At 46.9% G+C, this 20,654-nt stretch carries 18 protein-coding genes and 3 tRNA genes; 2 read left to right on the top strand and 19 right to left on the bottom strand.

What is annotated here, in order from left to right:
* The 16 genes from BN1044_RS08915 to trxA form a co-directional block, all read right to left on the bottom strand.
* A tRNA-Leu gene (locus tag BN1044_RS08915) sits at positions 1-87 on the bottom strand.
* A gap of 15 nt (positions 88-102) precedes the next feature.
* Positions 103-178 (bottom strand) — tRNA-His (locus BN1044_RS08910).
* Positions 179-277: 99 nt separating this feature from the next.
* Positions 278-354: transfer RNA gene (locus BN1044_RS08905), tRNA-Arg, on the bottom strand.
* A gap of 256 nt (positions 355-610) precedes the next feature.
* On the bottom strand, positions 611-1,351 hold the full coding sequence (gene wecG / locus BN1044_RS08900) for a lipopolysaccharide N-acetylmannosaminouronosyltransferase (RefSeq protein WP_432612985.1): 741 nt from the start codon (positions 1,349-1,351) through the stop codon (positions 611-613).
* Between the two features lie 5 nt (positions 1,352-1,356).
* Complete coding sequence (gene wzyE / locus BN1044_RS08895) at positions 1,357-2,733, bottom strand: ECA oligosaccharide polymerase (protein WP_072308381.1); 1,377 nt, start codon at positions 2,731-2,733, stop codon at positions 1,357-1,359.
* Positions 2,730-3,815 carry a TDP-N-acetylfucosamine:lipid II N-acetylfucosaminyltransferase gene (locus BN1044_RS08890; RefSeq protein ID WP_072308380.1) on the bottom strand — a complete coding sequence of 362 codons (1,086 nt, stop codon included), beginning with the start codon at positions 3,813-3,815 and terminating at the stop codon, positions 2,730-2,732. The genes wzyE and BN1044_RS08890 overlap by 4 nt, the downstream gene beginning before the upstream one ends.
* Positions 3,812-5,062 (bottom strand): lipid III flippase WzxE, encoded by a 1,251-nt coding sequence (gene wzxE, locus BN1044_RS08885; RefSeq protein WP_072308379.1) that lies wholly within the window; start codon positions 5,060-5,062, stop codon positions 3,812-3,814. Before wzxE ends, BN1044_RS08890 begins: the two co-directional genes overlap by 4 nt.
* Positions 5,062-6,192, bottom strand: coding sequence for a dTDP-4-amino-4,6-dideoxygalactose transaminase (gene rffA, locus BN1044_RS08880; protein WP_072308378.1), 1,131 nt, complete (start codon positions 6,190-6,192; stop codon positions 5,062-5,064). Before rffA ends, wzxE begins: the two co-directional genes overlap by 1 nt.
* Positions 6,193-6,196: 4 nt before the next feature.
* On the bottom strand, positions 6,197-6,922 hold the full coding sequence (gene rffC / locus BN1044_RS08875) for a dTDP-4-amino-4,6-dideoxy-D-galactose acyltransferase (protein ID WP_072308377.1): 726 nt from the start codon (positions 6,920-6,922) through the stop codon (positions 6,197-6,199).
* Positions 6,923-6,969: 47 nt separating this feature from the next.
* Complete coding sequence (gene rffG, locus BN1044_RS08870; protein ID WP_175421597.1) at positions 6,970-8,040, bottom strand: dTDP-glucose 4,6-dehydratase; 1,071 nt, start codon at positions 8,038-8,040, stop codon at positions 6,970-6,972.
* Entirely contained in the window at positions 8,031-9,293 is a 1,263-nt protein-coding gene (gene wecC / locus BN1044_RS08865; protein ID WP_072308376.1) for a UDP-N-acetyl-D-mannosamine dehydrogenase, read from the bottom strand. Before wecC ends, rffG begins: the two co-directional genes overlap by 10 nt.
* Positions 9,290-10,420 carry a non-hydrolyzing UDP-N-acetylglucosamine 2-epimerase gene (gene wecB, locus BN1044_RS08860; protein WP_072308375.1) on the bottom strand — a complete coding sequence of 377 codons (1,131 nt, stop codon included), beginning with the start codon at positions 10,418-10,420 and terminating at the stop codon, positions 9,290-9,292. Before wecB ends, wecC begins: the two co-directional genes overlap by 4 nt.
* Positions 10,421-10,505: 85 nt before the next feature.
* A complete protein-coding gene (gene wzzE / locus BN1044_RS08855; protein ID WP_072308374.1) occupies positions 10,506-11,555 on the bottom strand; it encodes an ECA polysaccharide chain length modulation protein in 1,050 nt (349 codons plus the stop codon).
* Between the two features lie 12 nt (positions 11,556-11,567).
* Entirely contained in the window at positions 11,568-12,662 is a 1,095-nt protein-coding gene (wecA, locus tag BN1044_RS08850; protein WP_072308373.1) for a UDP-N-acetylglucosamine--undecaprenyl-phosphate N-acetylglucosaminephosphotransferase, read from the bottom strand.
* Positions 12,663-12,943: 281 nt separating this feature from the next.
* Positions 12,944-14,203, bottom strand: a complete 1,260-nt coding sequence (rho, locus tag BN1044_RS08845; RefSeq protein WP_008815829.1) for a transcription termination factor Rho — start codon at positions 14,201-14,203, stop codon at positions 12,944-12,946.
* A gap of 446 nt (positions 14,204-14,649) precedes the next feature.
* Positions 14,650-14,976 carry a thioredoxin TrxA gene (trxA, locus tag BN1044_RS08840; protein WP_004089255.1) on the bottom strand — a complete coding sequence of 109 codons (327 nt, stop codon included), beginning with the start codon at positions 14,974-14,976 and terminating at the stop codon, positions 14,650-14,652.
* Positions 14,977-15,144: 168 nt separating this feature from the next.
* On the opposite strand from trxA, the gene rhlB reads away from it, so the two are divergent.
* Together rhlB and ppx are read left to right on the top strand one after the other, a co-directional pair.
* Positions 15,145-16,434 carry an ATP-dependent RNA helicase RhlB gene (gene rhlB, locus BN1044_RS08835; RefSeq protein ID WP_025802099.1) on the top strand — a complete coding sequence of 430 codons (1,290 nt, stop codon included), beginning with the start codon at positions 15,145-15,147 and terminating at the stop codon, positions 16,432-16,434.
* Positions 16,435-16,440: 6 nt separating this feature from the next.
* Positions 16,441-17,934: an exopolyphosphatase gene (gene ppx, locus BN1044_RS08830; RefSeq protein ID WP_072308372.1), complete on the top strand. Its 1,494-nt coding sequence runs from the start codon at positions 16,441-16,443 to the stop codon at positions 17,932-17,934.
* 97 nt (positions 17,935-18,031) lie between these two features.
* Here the strand turns inward: ppx and BN1044_RS08825 are convergent, their stop codons facing one another.
* From BN1044_RS08825 to BN1044_RS08815, 3 genes are all read right to left on the bottom strand, one after another.
* A complete protein-coding gene (locus BN1044_RS08825; protein WP_072308371.1) occupies positions 18,032-18,463 on the bottom strand; it encodes a MarR family winged helix-turn-helix transcriptional regulator in 432 nt (143 codons plus the stop codon).
* An 8-nt stretch (positions 18,464-18,471) separates the two neighbouring features.
* A complete protein-coding gene (locus BN1044_RS08820) occupies positions 18,472-19,056 on the bottom strand; it encodes a MarC family protein (RefSeq protein ID WP_072308370.1) in 585 nt (194 codons plus the stop codon).
* A gap of 154 nt (positions 19,057-19,210) precedes the next feature.
* Positions 19,211-20,449, bottom strand: coding sequence for a metal-dependent hydrolase family protein (locus BN1044_RS08815; RefSeq protein ID WP_072308369.1), 1,239 nt, complete (start codon positions 20,447-20,449; stop codon positions 19,211-19,213).
* Positions 20,450-20,654 lie beyond the last annotated feature (205 nt).

Genomic DNA, 20,654 nt, shown 5'->3' with positions numbered 1-20,654 from the left:
TGGTGCGAAGAGAGGGACTTGAACCCTCACGTCCGTAAGAACACTAACACCTGAAGCTAGCGCGTCTACCAATTCCGCCACCTTCGCAATGCCACTTAAATCTGGGGTGGCTAATGGGACTCGAACCCACGACAACTGGAATCACAATCCAGGGCTCTACCAACTGAGCTATAGCCACCATCAATTCTTCTAACGCGGTATCGTATTGTACTACATACTACCTCAATACCACCGCAGCTCTTGCACACAAAGCTTAATAAAAAGCTTTTTATAAAACTGGTGCGCCCGACAGGATTCGAACCTGAGACCTCTGCCTCCGGAGGGCAGCGCTCTATCCAGCTGAGCTACGGGCGCTTAGCGCCGTTGCGGGAACGGATATTACGGACTTGGTGCCATGCTGTCTAGTGCTTTTTGTCATAAATATTGCGTTTGATTAGACTTTGCGCATTCTGACGCAAAAGTCGACGCTTTACTCTACGACTTCTATCAAATCATCAGTGTTTATCAGCTATCGATGGATTTTCATCCACGAAGCAAGCGGTGAGCGAACATACCGATGATAGATAAAAGTGACAACAATAAGGGGCTAAAAGCCCCTTTAACCTATGGGCTATAGACGACCGCCGTAGTAATACCCTAAAAACTTAAGCAGTTTCAGCTGACGACGCCAACGTGTAGGCTGCGACAGCAGGCGATAAAGCCACTCCAAGCCAAGCTCTCGCCAGACTTTAGGCGCGCGCTTAACATGCCCAGTAAATACGTCATAGGTTCCGCCAACCCCCATATAAAGTGCATCAGGATAAACGCTACGGCAGTCGCGCATCAGGATTTCTTGTTTAGGCGAGCCCATGGCGACGGTCACAATCTTTGCGCCGCTCATCCGGATACGCTCAAACAGCGCGGCACGTTCTTCAGGCTTAAAGTAGCCATCTTGGCTACCCACGATATTTACGTTCCATTGCTGGCGCAGTTTAGCTTCAGTTTCGGCCAAGACTTCTGGTTTACCACCAATCAAGAATACCGGCGTTCCTCGCTCTCCGGCACGCTGCATCATGGCTTCCCACAAGTCGGCGCCCGCGACGCGACTTAAATTCGCGTTTGGATATTTGCGGCGTATCGCACGAACCATGCTGATGCCATCGCAATATTTATACTCCGCGGCCCCAATCAGCTCACGCAAAGGCTTATCTACCTCAGCGGTCATGACCTTTTCAGCATTGATGGCAACCAAGGTGCCTGTTTTGAGTTCCCCATCGTCAAATAGGTGCTCAAGAAAGTGTGGCATATCACGGAAGCCCCAAAGCTCAATACCCCTGATGTCATATTTAGGAATGGGGTTTGTCGTCTGCATGTTCATTATCCTTGTAATACCTTTTCAACCGGAGCCGCAGCCCGTGATGTTCGATTCCGGCGTACGTGTTGTCGAATCAACCCAGCACTATCAAATAGCCAATAAAGTAGTTTTGCGAGCAGTAAACACAGTCCAAAGATCAGGCAGAAGAACACCACACGTGAAACAAAGGAGTCCACACCCTCACGCGCCAGCACGATAATGTTAAATACCGCACCAAAACAAAATGCCTGCATCACTGCTGCTTTGTAGCGGTTTGGTTCTCGCTTGCCCTTTTCGTAGAGCCAATCGAACCACTTAATAATCATCCCCACTGCAACTGCGCCCAACGGGATAAATGCGACGCCGCCCATCACGACCAAAGAACCAATCAGCGTTGGCGAAATAGCTAAACCAGAGTGATTGTTCAGCACTTCCCAAGTAAAATAGTTAGCTGTATTGAAGACTTGATCGGGGCGCCCCGGCCACATCCAACTTGGGATGAATACATAGAAGTCACGGATGATCGGAGCCAGTCCTTGGAATTCAATCTTGTCGTAATTCTGCAGCAATAAGCCTAAGTTTTCCCACGGCGAGAATGTATCTCGCGTGAGATATAAGAACGTATAAAACGCCTCATCGCCGCTAACATTCATCCCGTAGCGTTTAAGCGCAAGCCAGAACATACCGACAATACCTAAAACCCCCGCAGCCACTAGCATCCACAGCGTGATCCAGCCGCGAACAATGCCGATAAATAAGAACAGCGCAAAGGCGATGATAATATTGGCGCGGGTTCCCCCGACGATCACATAGGTCAAAATACCAAATGCTACCGTGCTCACTAAAAAGAACAGCCACGCACGCTGATCCTTCTTGAGAAAATAAACCACCAGCATGGCGGGAATGAAGAAGTAGAAGAAACGTTTAAGCGCTACGCCCGACACATCACTTGAAAAGATCTGGCTATATGAATGCAGCTTAAACAGCAAGAAGCCGTTGTTCATAAAGAACACGCCAACGGTGCCAATCGCAATCAATGCCAGCAGGATCCATGTCAAATGCGCTTCGACACGGTTAACACTGAACATCGAACGTTCAACGTTAGCCTTCTGGACCGGTCTTAGACGGGTTTTATAAGTGACATAATAAATGGCATAAAATGCCGTTGCTGAAAGCTGGGCATAAAGCAGATATTCAACGGGAACAATCGTCACATCAAACCGGAATACCAGCATACAAGTCAGCGGAAACCCAAAGTAAAACGTCAGAAAAAACAGCAATGAAAAGAACACATTGAAGTTAAAACGTACGCGACGAAACTCTTTATAGGTCAAAAATAAAACGAAAACGACCGAGAAAAAGTAGACCAGCGAAAGCCCGCCTAATTGCGCCAGAGTCATACTTGCTCCCCTGCAGCAATCGCTAATGCTTGCTGCCAACCATCTATATAGTTTGGATTAAAGAACGCAATTTGGCCCTTATCGACCCCGTTCATCTGCCGCTGCGCTTCACGCACCACGCTTGGGTCTAGCGAATCAGCGTAAAACAGTACCGGTAAATGCTGCTCAGCCAGATCCTGCCAGAATGGATTCTGGCGGCTCAAAACAAACGGCACGCCAAACTGAATCAACAGGCACAAAGTCCCAATCCCCTGCTGGCGATTGAAAATGAAATAGCCCAAATCACAGCGGCGTAAAATATCGAGATAATCATCGAAAGCCACCTGTTCGGTCAGGAGCTGTACATTCTCCACAGGAAATAAACGCTCAGCCGCTTCTCTCACTTGAGCAATATAAGCCTCATTATTCGCCGGATAGCCCAGCGGGATAATGATGCGATTGTGGCCACCGAACTGCTCTTTGATGGATTTCAACGCTTCAATATGACGATTAGTTCGATCGCCCGAATTCCCAACTAAAATAGTCAGCGGGCCATCCGGTGCTTTTTGTGGATTTTCCAGCGTCAGCGCCGGATCCATGCGCGTAGGGAAATAGAGCAAAGAAGCGGGTACGCGAGGGTGACGCTGCTGGTAATGGATTAGATCACCACGCGTAGCAAATACGTGTCCAATTCTCCCCTGAGCCACTCGGCGTAGCAGATAGAAAAGACGGAATTTCCAGCTGGTTGCATCCTCGTACAGGTCTGCGCCCCAAACATGCCAAGCTACCTGCGAGGATTTGATTTTCCCCGTCAGTATCGCAATCCACAGCGTGGGATTAAATTGGCCGTGCATGAAGAAGCGTACAGAACGATCGGCTTGAGCTCGCTTAATGACCGCTTCAGCTAAGCTTTTTTTATCGGGCCAAACGGCAACGTCGAGTTTATCAAACGCGCTAAAAGCTGAAGCGTCGCGCGCGGCAACCATAAAACGCTGCGACTGTTCTACAGGTACGCGCTCACTCAGCACATCGTTAAAGAAGCGCAGCACGGTAAGGTTATGGTGTGGGATATCCGATCCCAGAACGTGAATCAGTGTCGTCATGCCCGTCTACGATAAATCAAGAATACAGATGTGCAGAGCAGGAAATAGACGATGTAAGTCGCCATATATGCCTGAGCTGCCCCAAGAGCGCCATGCTGCGGGATCAGCCAATGAGAGAACCCGGTTAGCAAGATGAACTGGCTAACTTCGGTCATGACATAAAAACGCAGCGATGCTTTGGCAATCACCAGATAGCCAAAAACATAAGATCCGACTTTCAGTACATCGCCGACCAATTGCCAAGCAAAGAGATCGCGCATTGCCGTAAATTTATTGGAGAACAGCAACCAAATGGCGAAATCGCGCAGCAACCATACGGTAAAACTCGCCACGGCCACAGCCGGTAATACAAACATGAGCGAGCGCGTAATTTCACGGCTGATTTCATGCTTACTCACCAAACGCGATAGCGTAGGCAATAGATAAACACTAAAGGATGCCGTGATAAACTGCAGGTAGGCATCTGAAATACTGCTAACGCCCTGCCAAATCCCCACTTCATCCCAGCTATAGTGCTGAGCCAGCAGATTTCGCATCATCACATAGGCCACCGGCAGCGTCACCGACGTGATGAGCGCCATGATGGTGAATTTGCCTAGGTGACTCGCAATGGCTTTATCCCAACCGAGACGAAAATAACTTAGCGGTATATGTTGGCGTTTAAACAGCATGAATGCCGCAGGGATCACCACAATGGCCGGAACTAGCGCCAACCCAGCTAATGCGCCAGGATAGCCACCAAACGCATAGCAGAGATAGTACGCCACCACGCCCAGCAAACTACCGCCGATAATCGATAGCGCGTTGCCACGTGCGTCACGGAAGCCTTTTAGTACCGCCATAAAGAAGTTGGCGTAGGCAATCCCCATCTGGATAAACGCCACGGCGCGAACTATTGGTTGATAGTCTGCGTGCCCGAATAACCCTACACTTATAGGTTCAGCGGCTATCAGGAATACTATCGCCAGCAGGGTCGAGAACCCTAAAATCATGCTAGATGAGGTGCCAACGACCGCTTTTAAACGATCCGGCTGCTGATGGTATTCAGCGACGTATTTGGTAATACCGTTAAAAATACCCGCACCAGATAACACACCCAAAACGGTAACCATCTGGCGAAAGTTTCCGGCCTGCCCCACGCCACTCGGACCAAAAGAGACCGCTAGAAGTTTTACGACCAAAAGCCCTACCCCGATTTTTATCAGCGTAGAGCCTGCCGTCCAAAGAGATGCTTTTGCTAATGACATCAGCCGAAGAAACTCAGGATCGTATTGATTACCGTACGTTGGTTAACGTCAGACATATTATAGAACAGCGGCAGACGGGCTAAACGCTCGCTCTCTTTGGTAGTGAAGTTATTCTCACCAGCAAAATGACCAAAACGCTCACCTGCCGGGCATTCATGCAGCGGAATATAGTGGAATACCGACATAATTTCGGCTTCTTTCAGATAGCTGATAAACGCCGAGCGCTGCTCAATATCATTCAGTTTAAGGTAGAACATGTGCGCATTTTGCTGGCAATCATCAGGTACGGATGGCAGCTCAACTTTGCCCTTTTTAGCTAACGGTAAAAACGCATCATAATAATTCTGCCAAAGCTGCAAACGGCGCTGATTGATCTTCTCAGCGGCTTCCAACTGAGCCCATAAATAAGCGGCCTGAAGGTCAGACATCAAATAGCTAGAGCCAATATCACGCCAGGTATATTTATCGACGAGGCCACGGAAGAACTGGCTACGATTGGTGCCTTTTTCACGAATAATCTCCGCACGCTCAATCAGCGCCGGATCATTAATCAGCGTTGCGCCGCCTTCACCACCGGCGGTGTAATTTTTGGTCTCATGGAAGCTAAAGCAACCAATATGGCCAATGGAGCCCAACGCTTTGCCCTTGTAAGTCGACATCACGCCCTGAGCGGCATCTTCCACCACAAACAGGCTATATTTTTTTGCCAACGCCATAATGGTGTCCATTTCACAGGCCACGCCCGCGTAGTGAACCGGCACAATCGCGCGAGTTTTATCCGTGATAGCAGCTTCAATTTTGCTTTCATCGATATTCATCGTATCTGGACGCAGATCGACAAATACGACCTTCGCGCCACGCAGCACAAACGCATTAGCCGTGGAAACAAAGGTAAAACTCGGCATGATGACTTCGTCGCCAGGCTGAATATCCAGCAGTAGCGCAGCCATTTCCAAAGAGGCAGTGCACGAAGGCGTCAGCAACACTTTAGCGCTGCCAAAGCGTTGTTCCATCCACTGCTGGCAACGACGGGTAAAACCACCGTCACCGCACAGCTTGCCGCTGCTCATCGCAGCCTGCATATACTCAAGTTCGGTCCCTACCACTGGAGGAGCATTAAATGGAATCATGTGTTCACCTGTATAGCCAGTAGGCCGTGCTTTCAATCACGGCACCGCTGCGGGTATAAAGCCGTAAAGCCGGAATATTGCCAATTTGCGTTGCGACATGCAGGCGCGATAGGCTTTTATCCCGACACCAATTTTGTGCCAATAGCATTAACTGCTTGCCGACGCCCAGACCGGTAGACTCTGGCGCAACCGCCAGTAGACCAATTCTGGCCTCACCATTATCAAGAGCTCGCAAGGTGACAAAACCTGCGGGTTTCATCTGTGCATTCAGAACTAACAGACATTGGTGGTCAAAGGTGCCCAGCACGGCTTTTTCCACCCACTCGGCGTAAAAACGCGCGCTGTCGCCTGTTTGATACCAAGGCGCGCGGAAGCGGCTGAGCGCGAAAGCCTGAGCGGCCTGAGTTCGTAGCCAAGGTATGTCCTCAGCCGAGGCAATGCGGCTAGAAACAGCCATCGTCTGTGAATTAGCAGGTTCCGTGCCAAGTTGGTCTTCTTTTATCGAAAGAGAAAGATCAATCTCTCCCTCAACCAAACGAAAACCTAGGTTCGCTAAGTCATCCGCCAACGCAACTTGGTTGGCGGGAATTTTGGCCTGCACAATATCAAACGGCTGAAAATCAGCCGTTGTTAATAATGGAGCCGCCGTAGAAAAAGCTAACTTGGCGGTACGGAGATGAAAATATTCACTCTCCCACGCCAAGGGTTCAATACTAGCGTGGATGCACATGCAATCGACCCATTAAGTATTTGCCTTTCAATTTTCTTAAGAAAAAATTATTGCAGACCCAAGCGCTCACCGGCGTAAGAGCCATCCTGCACGCGCTTCCACCACGACTCATTGGCCAGATACCATTGAACCGTTTTGCGAATGCCGCTTTCAAAGGTTTCTTGAGGTCGCCAACCAAGCTCACGCTCAATTTTGGCTGCATCAATGGCATAGCGCATATCGTGCCCAGGGCGATCGGTCACATAGGTAATTAAATCAGCATAGTGCTCAACGCCTTCTGGTTTATTAGGAACAAGCTCCTCCAGAAGAGTACAAACGGTTTTCACAACGTCGATATTTTTACGTTCGTTATGACCACCGATGTTATATGTTTCGCCAATCGCACCTTCGGTAACCACCCGATACAACGCACGTGCATGATCTTCAACATAAAGCCAATCACGGATCTGGGCTCCATTGCCATAAACGGGTAATGGCTTGCCCGCTAATGCGTTGAGGATAATCAATGGAATTAGCTTCTCAGGGAAATGATACGGACCATAGTTGTTCGAGCAGTTGGTCACGATAGTCGGGAAACCATAGGTCCGTAACCAAGCGCGTACCAAGTGATCGCTGGATGCCTTGGAAGCCGAATATGGGCTACTTGGTGCATATGGCGTGGTTTCAGTGAAGAAATCATCGGTGCCATGCAGATCGCCATATACTTCGTCGGTTGAAATATGGTGGAAACGAAATGCTTCTTTACGCGATGCATCAAGCCCATTCCAGTACTGACGAGCGGCTTCTAACATCGTATAAGTGCCGACGATGTTGGTTTCGATAAAATCGGCAGGGCCGTCAATAGAACGATCGACGTGGCTTTCAGCGGCCAGATGCATGACATAGTCGGGCTGATACTGCGCAAAAACGCGATCCAATTCGCTGCGGTTACAAATATCAACCTGTTCAAACGCATAGCGCTTGTTATCAGCTACAGGCGTGAGCGATTCCAAATTGCCGGCATAGGTCAGCTTATCAACCACCACGACACTGTTATTTGTGTCTGCAATAATATGTCGTACAACGGCGGAACCAATGAATCCAGCGCCGCCGGTTACAAGAATGCGCTTCACTTCCATACCCCTTTGGTGTCAACGATGTAGTCCTGAGCAACTTGCTCAGCAGGAATGGCTTTAAACTGTTTGTGATCGACCAACATCACGATGACATCCGCGTCACGCAGAGCATCATCAATAGCAGCCAGCTCGGCATGACCAATCAGTTTCTTCGGCAACTGCTCAATATTTGGCTCAACAACCAGCGTTTTACCCACGTGCCATTCGGAAATCATATGTGCAATTTCCATCGCAGGGCTTTCGCGTAAATCGTCAATGTCAGGCTTAAAGGCCAATCCAAAGCAGGCAATTTTGACTTCAGCGGCACGTTTGCCAGTTTGAGCTAAGCAATCAGCAACGGTAGCCTTAACGCGGTCAACCACCCACAGAGGTTTACCGTCATTAACCAAACGTGCGGTATGAATTAAACGTGCCTGTTGTGGATTCTGAGAAACAATAAACCAAGGGTCAACTGCGATGCAGTGTCCACCAACGCCTGGGCCTGGCTGCAAAATATTGACGCGAGGATGACGGTTGGCAAGGGCAATTAAATCCCAAACATTGATACCCTGAGTATCACAAATCAACGACAGCTCATTAGCGAAGGCAATATTCACATCACGGAAGCTATTTTCCGTTAACTTGCACATTTCAGCGGTGCGTGAGTTCGTTACTACGCATTCACCTTCGAGGAATATCTTATAAAGCTCGCTGGCCCGCGCGGAACATTTTGGCGTCATTCCACCAATCACACGGTCATTTTGGATAAGCTCAACCATCACTTTTCCCGGCAATACACGCTCAGGACAGTAGGCGATATTTACATCTGCCGCTTCCCCAGCTTGATGTGGGAAGGTTAAATCTGGGCGAGACTCAGCCAGCCAAGCAACCATTTGCTCAGTGGCACCGACGGGTGAAGTAGACTCAAGGATAACCAAGTCGCCTTTTTTCAACACCGGTGCAATAGATTTTGCCGCAGACTCCACATAAACCATATCGGGTTCATGATCGCCTTTAAATGGCGTAGGTACCGCGATCAGGAAAGCATCGGCAGCTTCGGGTTTGGTTACCGCACGTAGGAAGCCACCCTCAACGGCCTGTTTAACGACCTTGTCCAAGTCCGGCTCCACAATGTGGATAGCACCGCGATTAATAGTATCGACGGCGTGCTGGTTCACATCTACGCCAATCACTTTCTTCTGACGTGAGGAAAATGCGGCGGCTGTTGGTAAACCAATGTATCCCAAGCCAATAACAGAGATAGTTTCAAAACTCATAACGTCACCTGATGATTTTTTAGGGCTTCAAGGATGCGCTGACAGGCGTGTCCATCGCCATACGGGTTATGTGCACGGCTCATCGCATGATATTCCTCATCATCCGTGAGAAGCCGGCTTACTTGTTCTAATATATCTTGGGTATCTGTCCCGACGAGGCGCACAGTACCTGCGTCCACAGCTTCTGGACGTTCGGTCGTATCTCGCATCACCAACACGGGTTTACCCAGTGATGGTGCCTCTTCCTGAATACCACCAGAGTCTGTCAGGATCATATAGGCGTGATTCATGAGGTAGACAAAAGGCAAATAGTCTTGGGGATCGATAAGAATCACGTTATCAATCCCACGTAGAATACGATTAACGGGCTCGCTTACGTTCGGGTTTAAGTGCACTGGATAAACAACTTGCACATCAGGATGCGAGCGAGCGATCTCGGCTAATGCACTGCAAATACGTTCAAAACCGCCACCAAAGCTTTCTCGACGATGCCCGGTAACAAGAATCATCTTCTTGTTTTTATCCAAGAAAGGATAACGCTGGTCGAGGCTTTCTCTAAGCTCATCATCGCTGAACACACGGTCGCGTACCCAAATCAAAGCATCAATAACGGTATTACCCGTTACAAAGATATTTTTATCGGAGATAGCTTCTCTAATCAGGTTCTGTTTGGAGGTTTCCGTTGGCGCAAAGTGGAACATGGCCATATGACCTGTCAGCGTACGGTTAGCCTCTTCCGGCCACGGTGAATAGAGATTTCCGGTGCGCAAGCCCGCCTCAACGTGACCAACGGGGATACGCTGGTAAAAGGCGGCCAGGCTTGCAGCCATCGTCGTCGTCGTATCACCATGCACTAATACGATGTCAGGCTTAAATTCTTCTAATACCGGCTTCAAACCTTCAAGAATACGACAGGTTATTTCACTTAACCCCTGACCTGGCTTCATAATATTGAGGTCATAATCAGGCACGATACTAAATAGATGTAATACTTGATCCAGCATCTCACGATGCTGAGCAGTTACGCACACTTTCGCTTCAAAGGCATTATCCTTTGCCAAAGCATGAACCAGTGGTGCCATTTTAATGGCTTCAGGACGGGTTCCAAATACAGTCAATACTTTCACTGTAGATCTCTTTTTATCAGTAAATTACGACCATTAGCCGTAGTTTGGGCACCTTTCGGTGCCCAATAGGATGAATTCAGATAACTTACGGACGGGTTCGCCTTACCAAGGCAACACCTGCGCCAATTAAAGCGCCAATCGCTCCCCACATCACCAACATAAACCCACGGCGAGGGCTATCGCGTTTAACAGGCTCTTCTGGAGTACGCAGATAGCGATAGGTTTGGAATTTTCCATCCAGCGTTGGACCGACGTTTAAGGTGTTTAGCATGGCACGATTTTGATCATAGTCGAGATCATAGCTTGGCCCTGAGGCCTGTAATGCTTCTAATCGAGCCTGCAACATTGGACGCCCCAGCATGAACAAATCTGCCGCTGGAAGCTGCTCTGCAGGAGTATCGGTGCGTGAACTGCTGATCCCTTGCTGTTGAGCAATTTTCAAGCCTTGTTCCAGCCCTTTCACTTCGCGTTGGTAAATTGCAGAAGCGACTTCTTCCTGACGTTTAACCTGAGCTTTGAGTGAAATAGTACGAGCGGCCCACGCGCCTTGAATCTCTTCATTCAAGTGGCCAGCCGCTTGCTGGCTGGCAAAAGCAACGTACTGACGCAGCAGTTGATTGGCATCGGCTGCGGTTTCAGCAATTAACTTAACGCTGTCATTGGTTTTCTTCGCATCATCACGTGGTTGGAAAATGATGTTATTGACCAGTTCATCCAGTAGCGCGGCATCAGCTTTGGCATCACCCTCTTTACGCTCTTGGTAATACTTAGTCTGGAGCCAGAAATCACGACGTGTATCGTATGCTGCAAGTTGCATGATGAATTCATTGTAGGCTTCATCTGCAATAGTCGGCTCTTGCGCGGCACTAGCACCAATTCGCTGATCGAGATTACGCAAAAACTGCTGCTGAGAGTAATAGCCACCCAGCATGTTTACCGTCGGTCGATCGGTAATCGCGGTTGCGCTCCACTCTTGCTTCATCAGGAACGAAACCAGTATTGCTACGATAGCAAAGGCCGCGGCCATACCAATAATCCACGTCTTGCCCTGCCAAAGGGTGCGGCATAATCCGCGAATATCTAACTCGTTTTCAACGAGCATTTCGTTCTGATTCGACATTGTTTCAATACCCATCACTACATCAGGTTAAGCTTTTTTGCGCTGTGCTGCGTTACGGAGTCGTCGCTTCATACGCTTTATATAACGAGCAACACGCCACGCGCGTTTAATACAATACCCGTACATGAAAAATGCAAGCAAGAATAATGCCAACATTCCCCATTCAGGCATAAACGGTAGTCTTTCTCCCCAAACACCAATGGCAGCTAAAAGTGCAGCAGCAGCGGTAATAAGAACGAAAGCCTGACGAGAAGTAAAACCGGCACGCATAATTAAGTGGTGGATATGCTGTCGATCTGGAGAGAAGGGACTCATGCCTTTGCGAAGTCGACGATACATGATGGCAATCATATCCATCAGCGGGATCGCAATCATCCACAGCGCAGTCACTGGGTTCATCGGATGCGATTTACCTTGTGTGCTTTGCAGCAGGATCCAAATCACCGTAAAGCCTATTAAGGTGCTACCTGCATCACCCATGAAAACTTTATACCGACGCCCTAAAATACCGAGGTTTAACACGATATAAGGCAAAATCGCCGCAATAATGGCAAAACACCACAGAGCCAGATCGCCTTGATGATCCTGAAAAAGCAAAATCCCCATCGCGCCAAAGGTCACGCAGGATAAGCCCCCCAGCAAACCGTCAATCCCATCAACCATATTAAATGCATTGATCGCAGCCCATACAGCAAACAGCGTAACAACATAACCAAACGGCCCAAGGTTTAATTCCCAAGGGCCTAGCACATGGCCGAGCGTCATGAGATACAACCCGCCATACACCATCATTGCCACAGCAATCAGCGCTTGAACCGTGGCTCGGAATTTCACGCTGATATCGAAGCGATCATCCAAAGCCCCTACAAACACCAAAATACCGGCGCAAATTAGATAGAGTTTAGCGTGGGGTATGTAAGGCTGAAAAAAGAGGAAAGTAAAACAGATGCCCGCATAAACAGAAATACCACCGACCAAAGGAATTAACCCCTGATGGCGTTTGCGATAGTTAGGCTTATCAACTAATCCTACTTTTTTTGCGACTTTTCGAGCAAAAAACAAGAACGCAAATGAAAATAGGAAAATAAGGAAAAGGCTCATACTCATATCGAGTAAATTCACGGTTAACTGCTCTCTGTGTTTATTGCTAACAAAAGAATTAGTTTGCTAAACAATGCCATAAAATTTGGTATCGATGGATAGTACACCGTCACACATGCAATTCCCATGCGATAACACTTGAATTGCAGACCTAACGTGATGCAATCAAGCATTAAGAAGAATAGACGCCATCATCGCGGCGCTTAGTGTACTAACACCTATTTTAGTGAACAAGCGTATCCGCTAAATGAGAAAAACGCCATGTTATCTCTAACATGGCGTTTCCCCGAGTTTTCTGAAAATTAAGAGCGCTTCATCATATCGAAGAAATCGTCGTTCGTTTTCGTCATCGCAAGTTTATTGATGAGGAACTCCATCGCATCAATTTCGCCCATTGGGTGAATAATCTTGCGTAGGATCCACATTTTCTGCAGCTCTTCTGATGTGGTCAGAAGCTCTTCTTTACGCGTACCAGAGCGATTGTAGTCGATCGCTGGGAATACGCGTTTTTCTGCAATTTTGCGAGAAAGGTGCAGTTCCATGTTGCCGGTACCTTTAAATTCTTCATAGATAACTTCATCCATTTTAGAACCGGTATCTACCAGCGCGGTGGCGATAATGGTCAGGCTACCGCCCTCTTCTACGTTACGTGCAGCACCGAAGAAACGTTTTGGACGGTGCAGAGCGTTCGCATCCACACCACCAGTCAGTACTTTGCCTGATGCTGGAACCACGGTGTTATAAGCACGAGCCAGACGAGTAATGGAGTCAAGCAGGATGATCACGTCCTTCTTATGCTCAACTAGGCGTTTCGCCTTCTCGATAACCATTTCAGCAACCTGAACGTGGCGAGATGCTGGTTCGTCAAAGGTAGAAGCAATAACTTCACCTTTAACCAAACGCTGCATTTCGGTTACTTCTTCTGGACGCTCATCAATCAGCAGAACCATCAACGTACAATCTGGATGGTTGTAGGCGATGCTTTGTGCGATGTTTTGCAGCAGCATGGTTTTACCCGCTTTCGGCGGTGCCACGATGAGGCCACGCTGGCCGCGGCCAATAGGAGATGCCAGATCCAACACGCGCGCAGTCAAATCCTCGGTAGAACCGTTGCCGCGTTCCATACGAAGGCGAGAGTTTGCATGTAGAGGTGTAAGGTTTTCGAACAGGATTTTGCTGCGGGCGTTTTCAGGTTTGTCGTAGTTAACTTCGTTAACTTTCAACAGGGCAAAATAGCGCTCACCTTCTTTCGGTGGACGAATTTTACCGGAAATAGTATCGCCAGTGCGAAGGTTAAAGCGACGGATTTGACTTGGAGAAACGTAGATATCATCAGGGCCAGCAAGGTAGGAACTATCACCAGAACGGAGGAAACCAAATCCGTCCTGCAATATTTCTAGCACCCCGTCACCGAAGATGTCTTCGCCGCTTTTTGCATGTTGTTTCAGGATTGCAAAAATGATGTCCTGTTTACGCATACGGGCCAGATTCTCTAAGCCCATGTTTTCGCCAAGAGTGATTAGCTCTGAAACCGGCGTGTTCTTTAATTCGGTAAGATTCATAATGGTGGGTTCTTTAAACTCGGGGTATATCTCGAACGTATTGTGAATGGTATGACAGGGGTCATCCATGCCTGTTTGTGGACTTTCATAACACCCGATGTGGATTACAGCGCGGATAAATCGCACACATGAGAAAAGATTGCAGATCCAATTCGCGTGTACTCATTGATGATATGAAGGTGCCGTACGGTTTAAAACCTATGTTTTAGCTTGCTGCTCCCCTGCAGTGATGGCCGCAATACTTTGGAAAAGCCACACTATGGGGTTAAAACACAGAGGTCTCAAAACAGAATAAAACTTAGATTCTAACTTTATGATTCAAACTACAGGTATGTACTGTATTGCAGTGCGATTAAACTTAACACGCTTATTCGCGGACGTCTAGCGGTCAGTCGCAAGAAAACGACTAACCGCTAAACAACATCATAAAGAACGCATTATGATGATTACAGATTCGCGTCCAAGAACTCTTTCAATTGAGTCTTAGACAAAGCGCCGACCTTGGTTGCAGCCACTGCACCGTTTTTAAACAGCAACAGGGTTGGAATACCGCGGATACCAAACTTCGGCGCCGTAGCCGGGTTTTCATCGATGTTCAGTTTAGCAATGGTCAACTTGCCTTCGTATTCAGTCGCGATTTCATCCAAAATCGGAGCAATCATCTTGCATGGACCGCACCATTCTGCCCAGAAATCAACCAGAATCGGGCCTTCAGCTTTCAATACATCGGTATCAAAGCTATTGTCACTCAGGTGAACAATTTTATCGCTCATGTTCTACTCCACAGGATTAAGTCTGCCTTTATTGGTATAATCTTAACCTACTAGACCGATCACCTTCCAATAAAGGGTTGACTTTATTTCAACGGATACGCGTTCGTAAAGCAATACTTTCGTGAACGTCTTTCGTGAACATAGCGTTAACTGTTATTCTACGACACTATGAGCAAAACACACTTAACTGAACAGAAGTTCGCCGACTTCGCCCTGCACCCTACGGTGGTCAAAGCCCTTGAATCTAAAGGCTTTCATAACTGCACGCCTATTCAGGCACTCGCATTGCCCCTGACAGTGAATGGGCGTGATGTTGCAGGTCAGGCGCAAACAGGCACCGGTAAGACGCTGGCTTTTTTAGCGTCAACTTTCCATTATTTACTTACTCATCCTGCCGCAGAGAACCGTAAAACCAATCAGCCAAGAGCGCTGATTATGGCTCCGACACGTGAGTTAGCCGTTCAGATCCACTCCGATGCTGAAGCTTTAGCGCATGAAACCGGTCTAAAATTAGGCTTGGCTTACGGCGGTGACGGCTATGATAAACAGCTTAAAGTGCTCGAAAGCGGTGTTGATATCCTGATCGGTACTACCGGTCGTCTTATCGACTATGCGAAACAGGGCCATATCGACCTAGCCTGTATTCAGGTAGTCGTTCTTGATGAAGCCGATCGTATGTTTGATCTGGGCTTTATCAAAGATATCCGCTGGCTATTCCGTCGCATGCCTGCGACCAATCAGCGCCTCAATATGATGTTCTCAGCCACGCTGTCATACCGCGTGCGTGAACTGGCTTTCGAGCACATGAACAACGCCGAATATATTGAAGTCGAGCCAGAACAAAAAACGGGTCACCGTATTAAAGAAGAGCTGTTCTATCCTTCTAATGAAGAAAAAATGCGTTTGCTACAAACGCTGATAGAAGAAGAGTGGCCAGATCGCTGCATTATTTTCGCCAATACCAAACACCGCTGTGAAGACATCTGGGGCCACTTAGCCGCAGACGGACATCGCGTTGGTTTGCTAACCGGTGATGTAGCGCAGAAAAAACGCCTGCGTATTCTTGATGATTTCACCAAAGGCAATCTAGACATTCTGGTTGCGACCGACGTTGCTGCACGTGGACTACATATTCCACTGGTCACACACGTCTTTAACTACGACTTACCTGATGACTGTGAAGACTACGTTCACCGTATTGGTCGTACGGGTCGTGCTGGGGAAAGCGGTTATTCCATCACGCTGGCGTGTGAAGAATACGTATTAAATTTACCGGCAATTGAAACCTATATTGAACATTCAATTCCGGTAAGTAAGTATAACAGCGATGCGTTGCTGACAGATTTACCTGCACCGAAGCGATTAACTCGCCCTCGGAGTAACAACGGCCAACGCCGTAGTTCAGGCCCGCGCCGTAACAACGGTTCGATGCGTCAAAGCCGTAAACGTACGAGTTAATTATTTATGCGCAGCTCCGCCTCATTGTATGCCGCTATTGATCTTGGTTCTAACAGCTTTCATATGCTGGTTGTGCGTGAGGTGGCGGGGAGTATTCAGGTACTCGCCCGAATTAAGCGCAAGGTACGTTTAGCTGCAGGTTTAGACAGCGAGAATATGCTCTCTGACGAAGCGATGCAGCGTGGTTGGCAATGCCTACGTTTGTTCTCTGAGCGTTTGCAGGACATTCCGCGTGAACAAATCAGGGTGGTAGCAACTGCGACGCTGCGTATTGCAAAAAATGCGCAGCAGTTCATCACCCAAGCAGAAGAAATCCTTGGCCGCCCAGTGCAGGTGATCAGCGGGGAAGAAGAAGCTCGCCTGATTTATCAAGGTGTGGCACATACCACTGGTGGTTCTGCACAACGTTTAGTTGTCGATATCGGCGGCGGCAGTACCGAGTTAGCAGCCGGCAAAGGCGCAACGGCAGATGTTCTTCACAGTTTGCCTATGGGCTGTGTGACATGGCTTGAGCGCTATTTTAGCGATCGCAACCTATCGCAGGAAAATTTCGACCGTGCGGGATCTGCCGCACACGAAATGATTTTACCGATAGCCGATAGCCTAAAGCAGCACGGCTGGCAGATTTGTGTTGGAGCATCAGGCACCGTTCAAGCGCTGCAAGAAATCATGGTTGCCCAGGGAATGGATGAACGTATCACCCTGAAAAAACTGCTGCAAATGCGTCAACGCGCGATCCAATGTGGGAAACTCGAAGAGCTTGAAATTGATGGCCTTACGCTAGAACGTGCGCTGGTTTTCCCGAGTGGATTATCTATTTTGATCGCGATTTTTGAAACGCTGGATATCGAAAGTATGACGTTATCCGGCGGCGCACTCCGCGAAGGATTAGTGTATGGCATGTTGGATCTACCGGCAGAGCAAGATATCCGAGCTCGTACTATCCGTAATATCCAACGACGCTACCTGCTTGATATTGAACAAGCAGAACGTGTTAGCCTGTTAGCTGAAAATTTTGTTCTGCAATTGTCCAAAGTCTGGCCAATTGATAGCCGTAGCGCAGAATTATTGCACTGGGCATGTCTGCTGCATGAAGTTGGTTTAAGCGTTGATTTTAAACAGTCAACGCAGCATGCCGCCTATCTCATCCGCAATATCGACTTGCCGGGTTTCACGCCTGCACAAAAGAAACTTCTGGCTGCTCTGCTGCAAAATCAAACCGGCACACTAGATATGCAGGCACTCAACCAGCAAAATGCTGTCCCACAGGACATTGCACAACGGCTATGTCGCATTCTACGCTTGGCGATCATCTTTGCCAGCCGTCGCCGCGACGACACGATGCCACTTTTGAACCTCAAGGCCGAAGGCGATACATTACACCTCGTCCTCCCTGCGGGTTGGCTACATGCCCATCCTCTGAGAGCCGAAAACCTGCATCAGGAAAGCCTGTGGCAAAGCTATGTCCATTGGACTCTACTCGTGGAAGAGATTGAGTAACATTGAATGTACAATGGCGATACTGAGGCTCTTTAAGCGATCAAGCTTTGAGAGCCTTTATTTTATAGGTGAGCTCCAAAACCGCTAACGCACAAACCTACCCAATCTCGGCAAGCTTATTTTTAATGAGAGTCAACATTGAGGTTAACTGCTCAATATTTTCGTTGGAAACATCGCTGAAAATTGTATTCCAGCACTCATTAATTTTTGTATTAATAATGCTGTTTATGTTTTCACCCTTTGGAGTGATATCAAGCTGAACCTGCCGCATATCAGACTCTGACTTTTGACTCACTAGCAATCCTTGTTGCTCGAGTCGCCCAATGGAGCGAGTCAAATTTTGGTGCATTGTATCCAACAATTTTGCCAGCTCATTTTTTGAAATGCTGCCACTCTTTGCTAGCTGATCAAGAATAATGCGATCCACAAAAGTCACCCCGAGCTCATTTAAAATCGGCTCAAGTAGCTGTTGCCATTGCGTATGGTTCTCACGCAATAGGTCAGTCAATATGCCATAGTCTTTCCTCACATTATCTCCTATGCTCTAAGAAAGTAGAAAACAAAACCTGTCATCATAAGTTTGGCGCCGATACAGGCAAGAACCAAGTATGAAACTTTCTTGATTATATTCATAGTTGTTTCCCCAAGCCATTGACAGATAGGCTCGGCAAAATGAAACATAAGACCTAAGATTAATGCAATAGTTAACGATGCAAAACTTACTGCGGTTCTATTCCCGGTTTCAGTTGTCATACTGATAACGATAGAAATCGCAGCGGGCCCAGCAATAATAGGAAAACAGAGTGGGACAATCGCTATATTCTTTAACGTGTTACATGAATCAACGCTACTATTTAATCCATTTAAAGAGCCTATAAGCAGAGATAAACCACCCGCTAATTGTCGTGCAGCCATATTAATACCAAAAACACTAAAAATATGAACGCCAAACCAAACAAAAACCAACAAAGTAATCGCGACAGCCAATGCTGTTTTTTTACCAATAGCTAAAACATCACTATTCGTCATATGGCTAGTGTAAGAAATAAAAAGAGCAAACATCGTTAATGGATTAATAATAACTAATAACGAAGATAAACTATGAAAATAAGGCGAAAGCATTATCCTTATCCTTTATTAAAATATGACAGTATGTTATATGTCTATTAAAAATAAAATATATCCAAAGTCAGCATATAACATACTGAGCATCATTTATGATTAGCGTGGCTACAGTAAAATTGAGGAATACTTAATTTTTATATAAACATTAAGTTCAATTAAGTAGGTTCTTAACAATATCACCATTTTTTATAACCATAAGAACCTGATCTTTCTTATCTGAGAACACAGAAATATCCTCAAGTGGGTTATTATCTAGAACGATAAGATCTGCAAAAGCATGAACGTCGACAATGCCTAGTTTTCCTTTCATATTCAGGATCTCCGCATTAACATAGGTTGCAGAATGCAACGTATCAAACGCACTTTCGACTTGGCTACGCAGCTTAAACTCATCATATTGAAAATCTTGATAATCTCCTAATAAATCAGTACCAAGCCCAACTTTGACATTATATTTTCTTGCTAAATTAATAGATTTAATTGCTTGGCTCTGCACTTCTTCTAATTTTTCAATAACAGACGCAGGTATCCCAGAATCACTATCGTCTTTATTCATCATAAAGGCATTGTAAATAGATAGCGTTGGCACAAGATAAGCTTTGTTATTAAACATAGCTTGCGCAGATTCAGCATCTAATAAATTACCATGCTCAATTGTTTTCACACTAAGGTTAACGCAACGAATAATCGCCTGCGGTGTGTAAGCGTGAGCCATAACATAGCTGTGGAAACGTGTCGCTTCATCAACAATTGCGATAATTTCTTCATCAGAATATTGCAGGTTATCGATCTTATCCGTTGGCGATGAAATTCCTCCACCGGCCATCATTTTAATTTGCGATGCGCCAATCCTAAACTGTTCTCGGGCGGCTTGGCGTACAGCAGAAACACCATCGCATATCACCGAAATAGAAGAGCCAGTACAAAGACTGCATGCACAGGTCACCATTTCGCTTGAATTGTGTCGATAGTCGCCGTGTCCTCCTGTTTGTGACAGTGCTCTACCACTGATAAATAAACGAGGAGATAACACCACGCCCTCTTCTACCGCTGTTTTAATACCTACATCAGCACCACCGGCGTCGCGTACTGAAGTAAAACCACGATTGATCATATTCTTGAGGAAATGGAAGCTACGTGCATACATATAGCCTGGATATTCATAATCCTGGTTTAAATCAATTCGGCTAGCAGTAATATGAACGTGAGCATCAATAAGTCCAGGCATGACGTACTTACCTTGCAAGTCAATTACCTGAGTATTTTTATCTATTGCTTCTATATTTTTGGTTATGCTCTGTATAAAACTTCCATCAATAATGATATCTCCTGATTTTATCTCATTATTTTTTCCGTCAAAAATATTGGCATTCTTCAATAGAATTTTCATATTTATCTCGTAGGATTTTATTCATAATATGATTAAGTTCACGTTTGTGTTTCTTACCACGTAAAAAATCCTACTCCCGCCACAAATAGAAAGCAATGCTTTGTATTTTATTTTTTGATTTTTGATTGCAAACCACACCTCCTCATTAAGAGGAGAGAGGTGATACGCAGAAGGCTTTATGCATGAAGATGATAGACCGCACGGT

The organism is Hafnia alvei (assembly GCF_900095695.1).
Classification (GTDB): domain Bacteria; phylum Pseudomonadota; class Gammaproteobacteria; order Enterobacterales; family Enterobacteriaceae; genus Hafnia; species Hafnia alvei_B.
Note: the sequence above shows the minus strand (reverse complement) of the source record. Positions and strands in the feature narration are given on the sequence as shown.

Coding starts and splice junctions, on each gene's coding strand:
- wecG (WP_432612985.1), bottom strand. CDS start 1,351: ATGCAGACGACAAACCCCATTCCTAAATATGACATCAGGGGTATTGAG.
- wzyE (WP_072308381.1), bottom strand. CDS start 2,733: ATGACTCTGGCGCAATTAGGCGGGCTTTCGCTGGTCTACTTTTTCTCG.
- BN1044_RS08890 (WP_072308380.1), bottom strand. CDS start 3,815: ATGACGACACTGATTCACGTTCTGGGATCGGATATCCCACACCATAAC.
- wzxE (WP_072308379.1), bottom strand. CDS start 5,062: ATGTCATTAGCAAAAGCATCTCTTTGGACGGCAGGCTCTACGCTGATA.
- rffA (WP_072308378.1), bottom strand. CDS start 6,192: ATGATTCCATTTAATGCTCCTCCAGTGGTAGGGACCGAACTTGAGTAT.
- rffC (WP_072308377.1), bottom strand. CDS start 6,922: ATGTGCATCCACGCTAGTATTGAACCCTTGGCGTGGGAGAGTGAATAT.
- rffG (WP_175421597.1), bottom strand. CDS start 8,040: ATGGAAGTGAAGCGCATTCTTGTAACCGGCGGCGCTGGATTCATTGGT.
- wecC (WP_072308376.1), bottom strand. CDS start 9,293: ATGAGTTTTGAAACTATCTCTGTTATTGGCTTGGGATACATTGGTTTA.
- wzzE (WP_072308374.1), bottom strand. CDS start 11,555: ATGGGTATTGAAACAATGTCGAATCAGAACGAAATGCTCGTTGAAAAC.
- rho (WP_008815829.1), bottom strand. CDS start 14,203: ATGAATCTTACCGAATTAAAGAACACGCCGGTTTCAGAGCTAATCACT.
- trxA (WP_004089255.1), bottom strand. CDS start 14,976: ATGAGCGATAAAATTGTTCACCTGAGTGACAATAGCTTTGATACCGAT.
- rhlB (WP_025802099.1), top strand. CDS start 15,145: ATGAGCAAAACACACTTAACTGAACAGAAGTTCGCCGACTTCGCCCTG.
- ppx (WP_072308372.1), top strand. CDS start 16,441: ATGCGCAGCTCCGCCTCATTGTATGCCGCTATTGATCTTGGTTCTAAC.
- BN1044_RS08820 (WP_072308370.1), bottom strand. CDS start 19,056: ATGCTTTCGCCTTATTTTCATAGTTTATCTTCGTTATTAGTTATTATT.
- BN1044_RS08815 (WP_072308369.1), bottom strand. CDS start 20,449: ATGAAAATTCTATTGAAGAATGCCAATATTTTTGACGGAAAAAATAAT.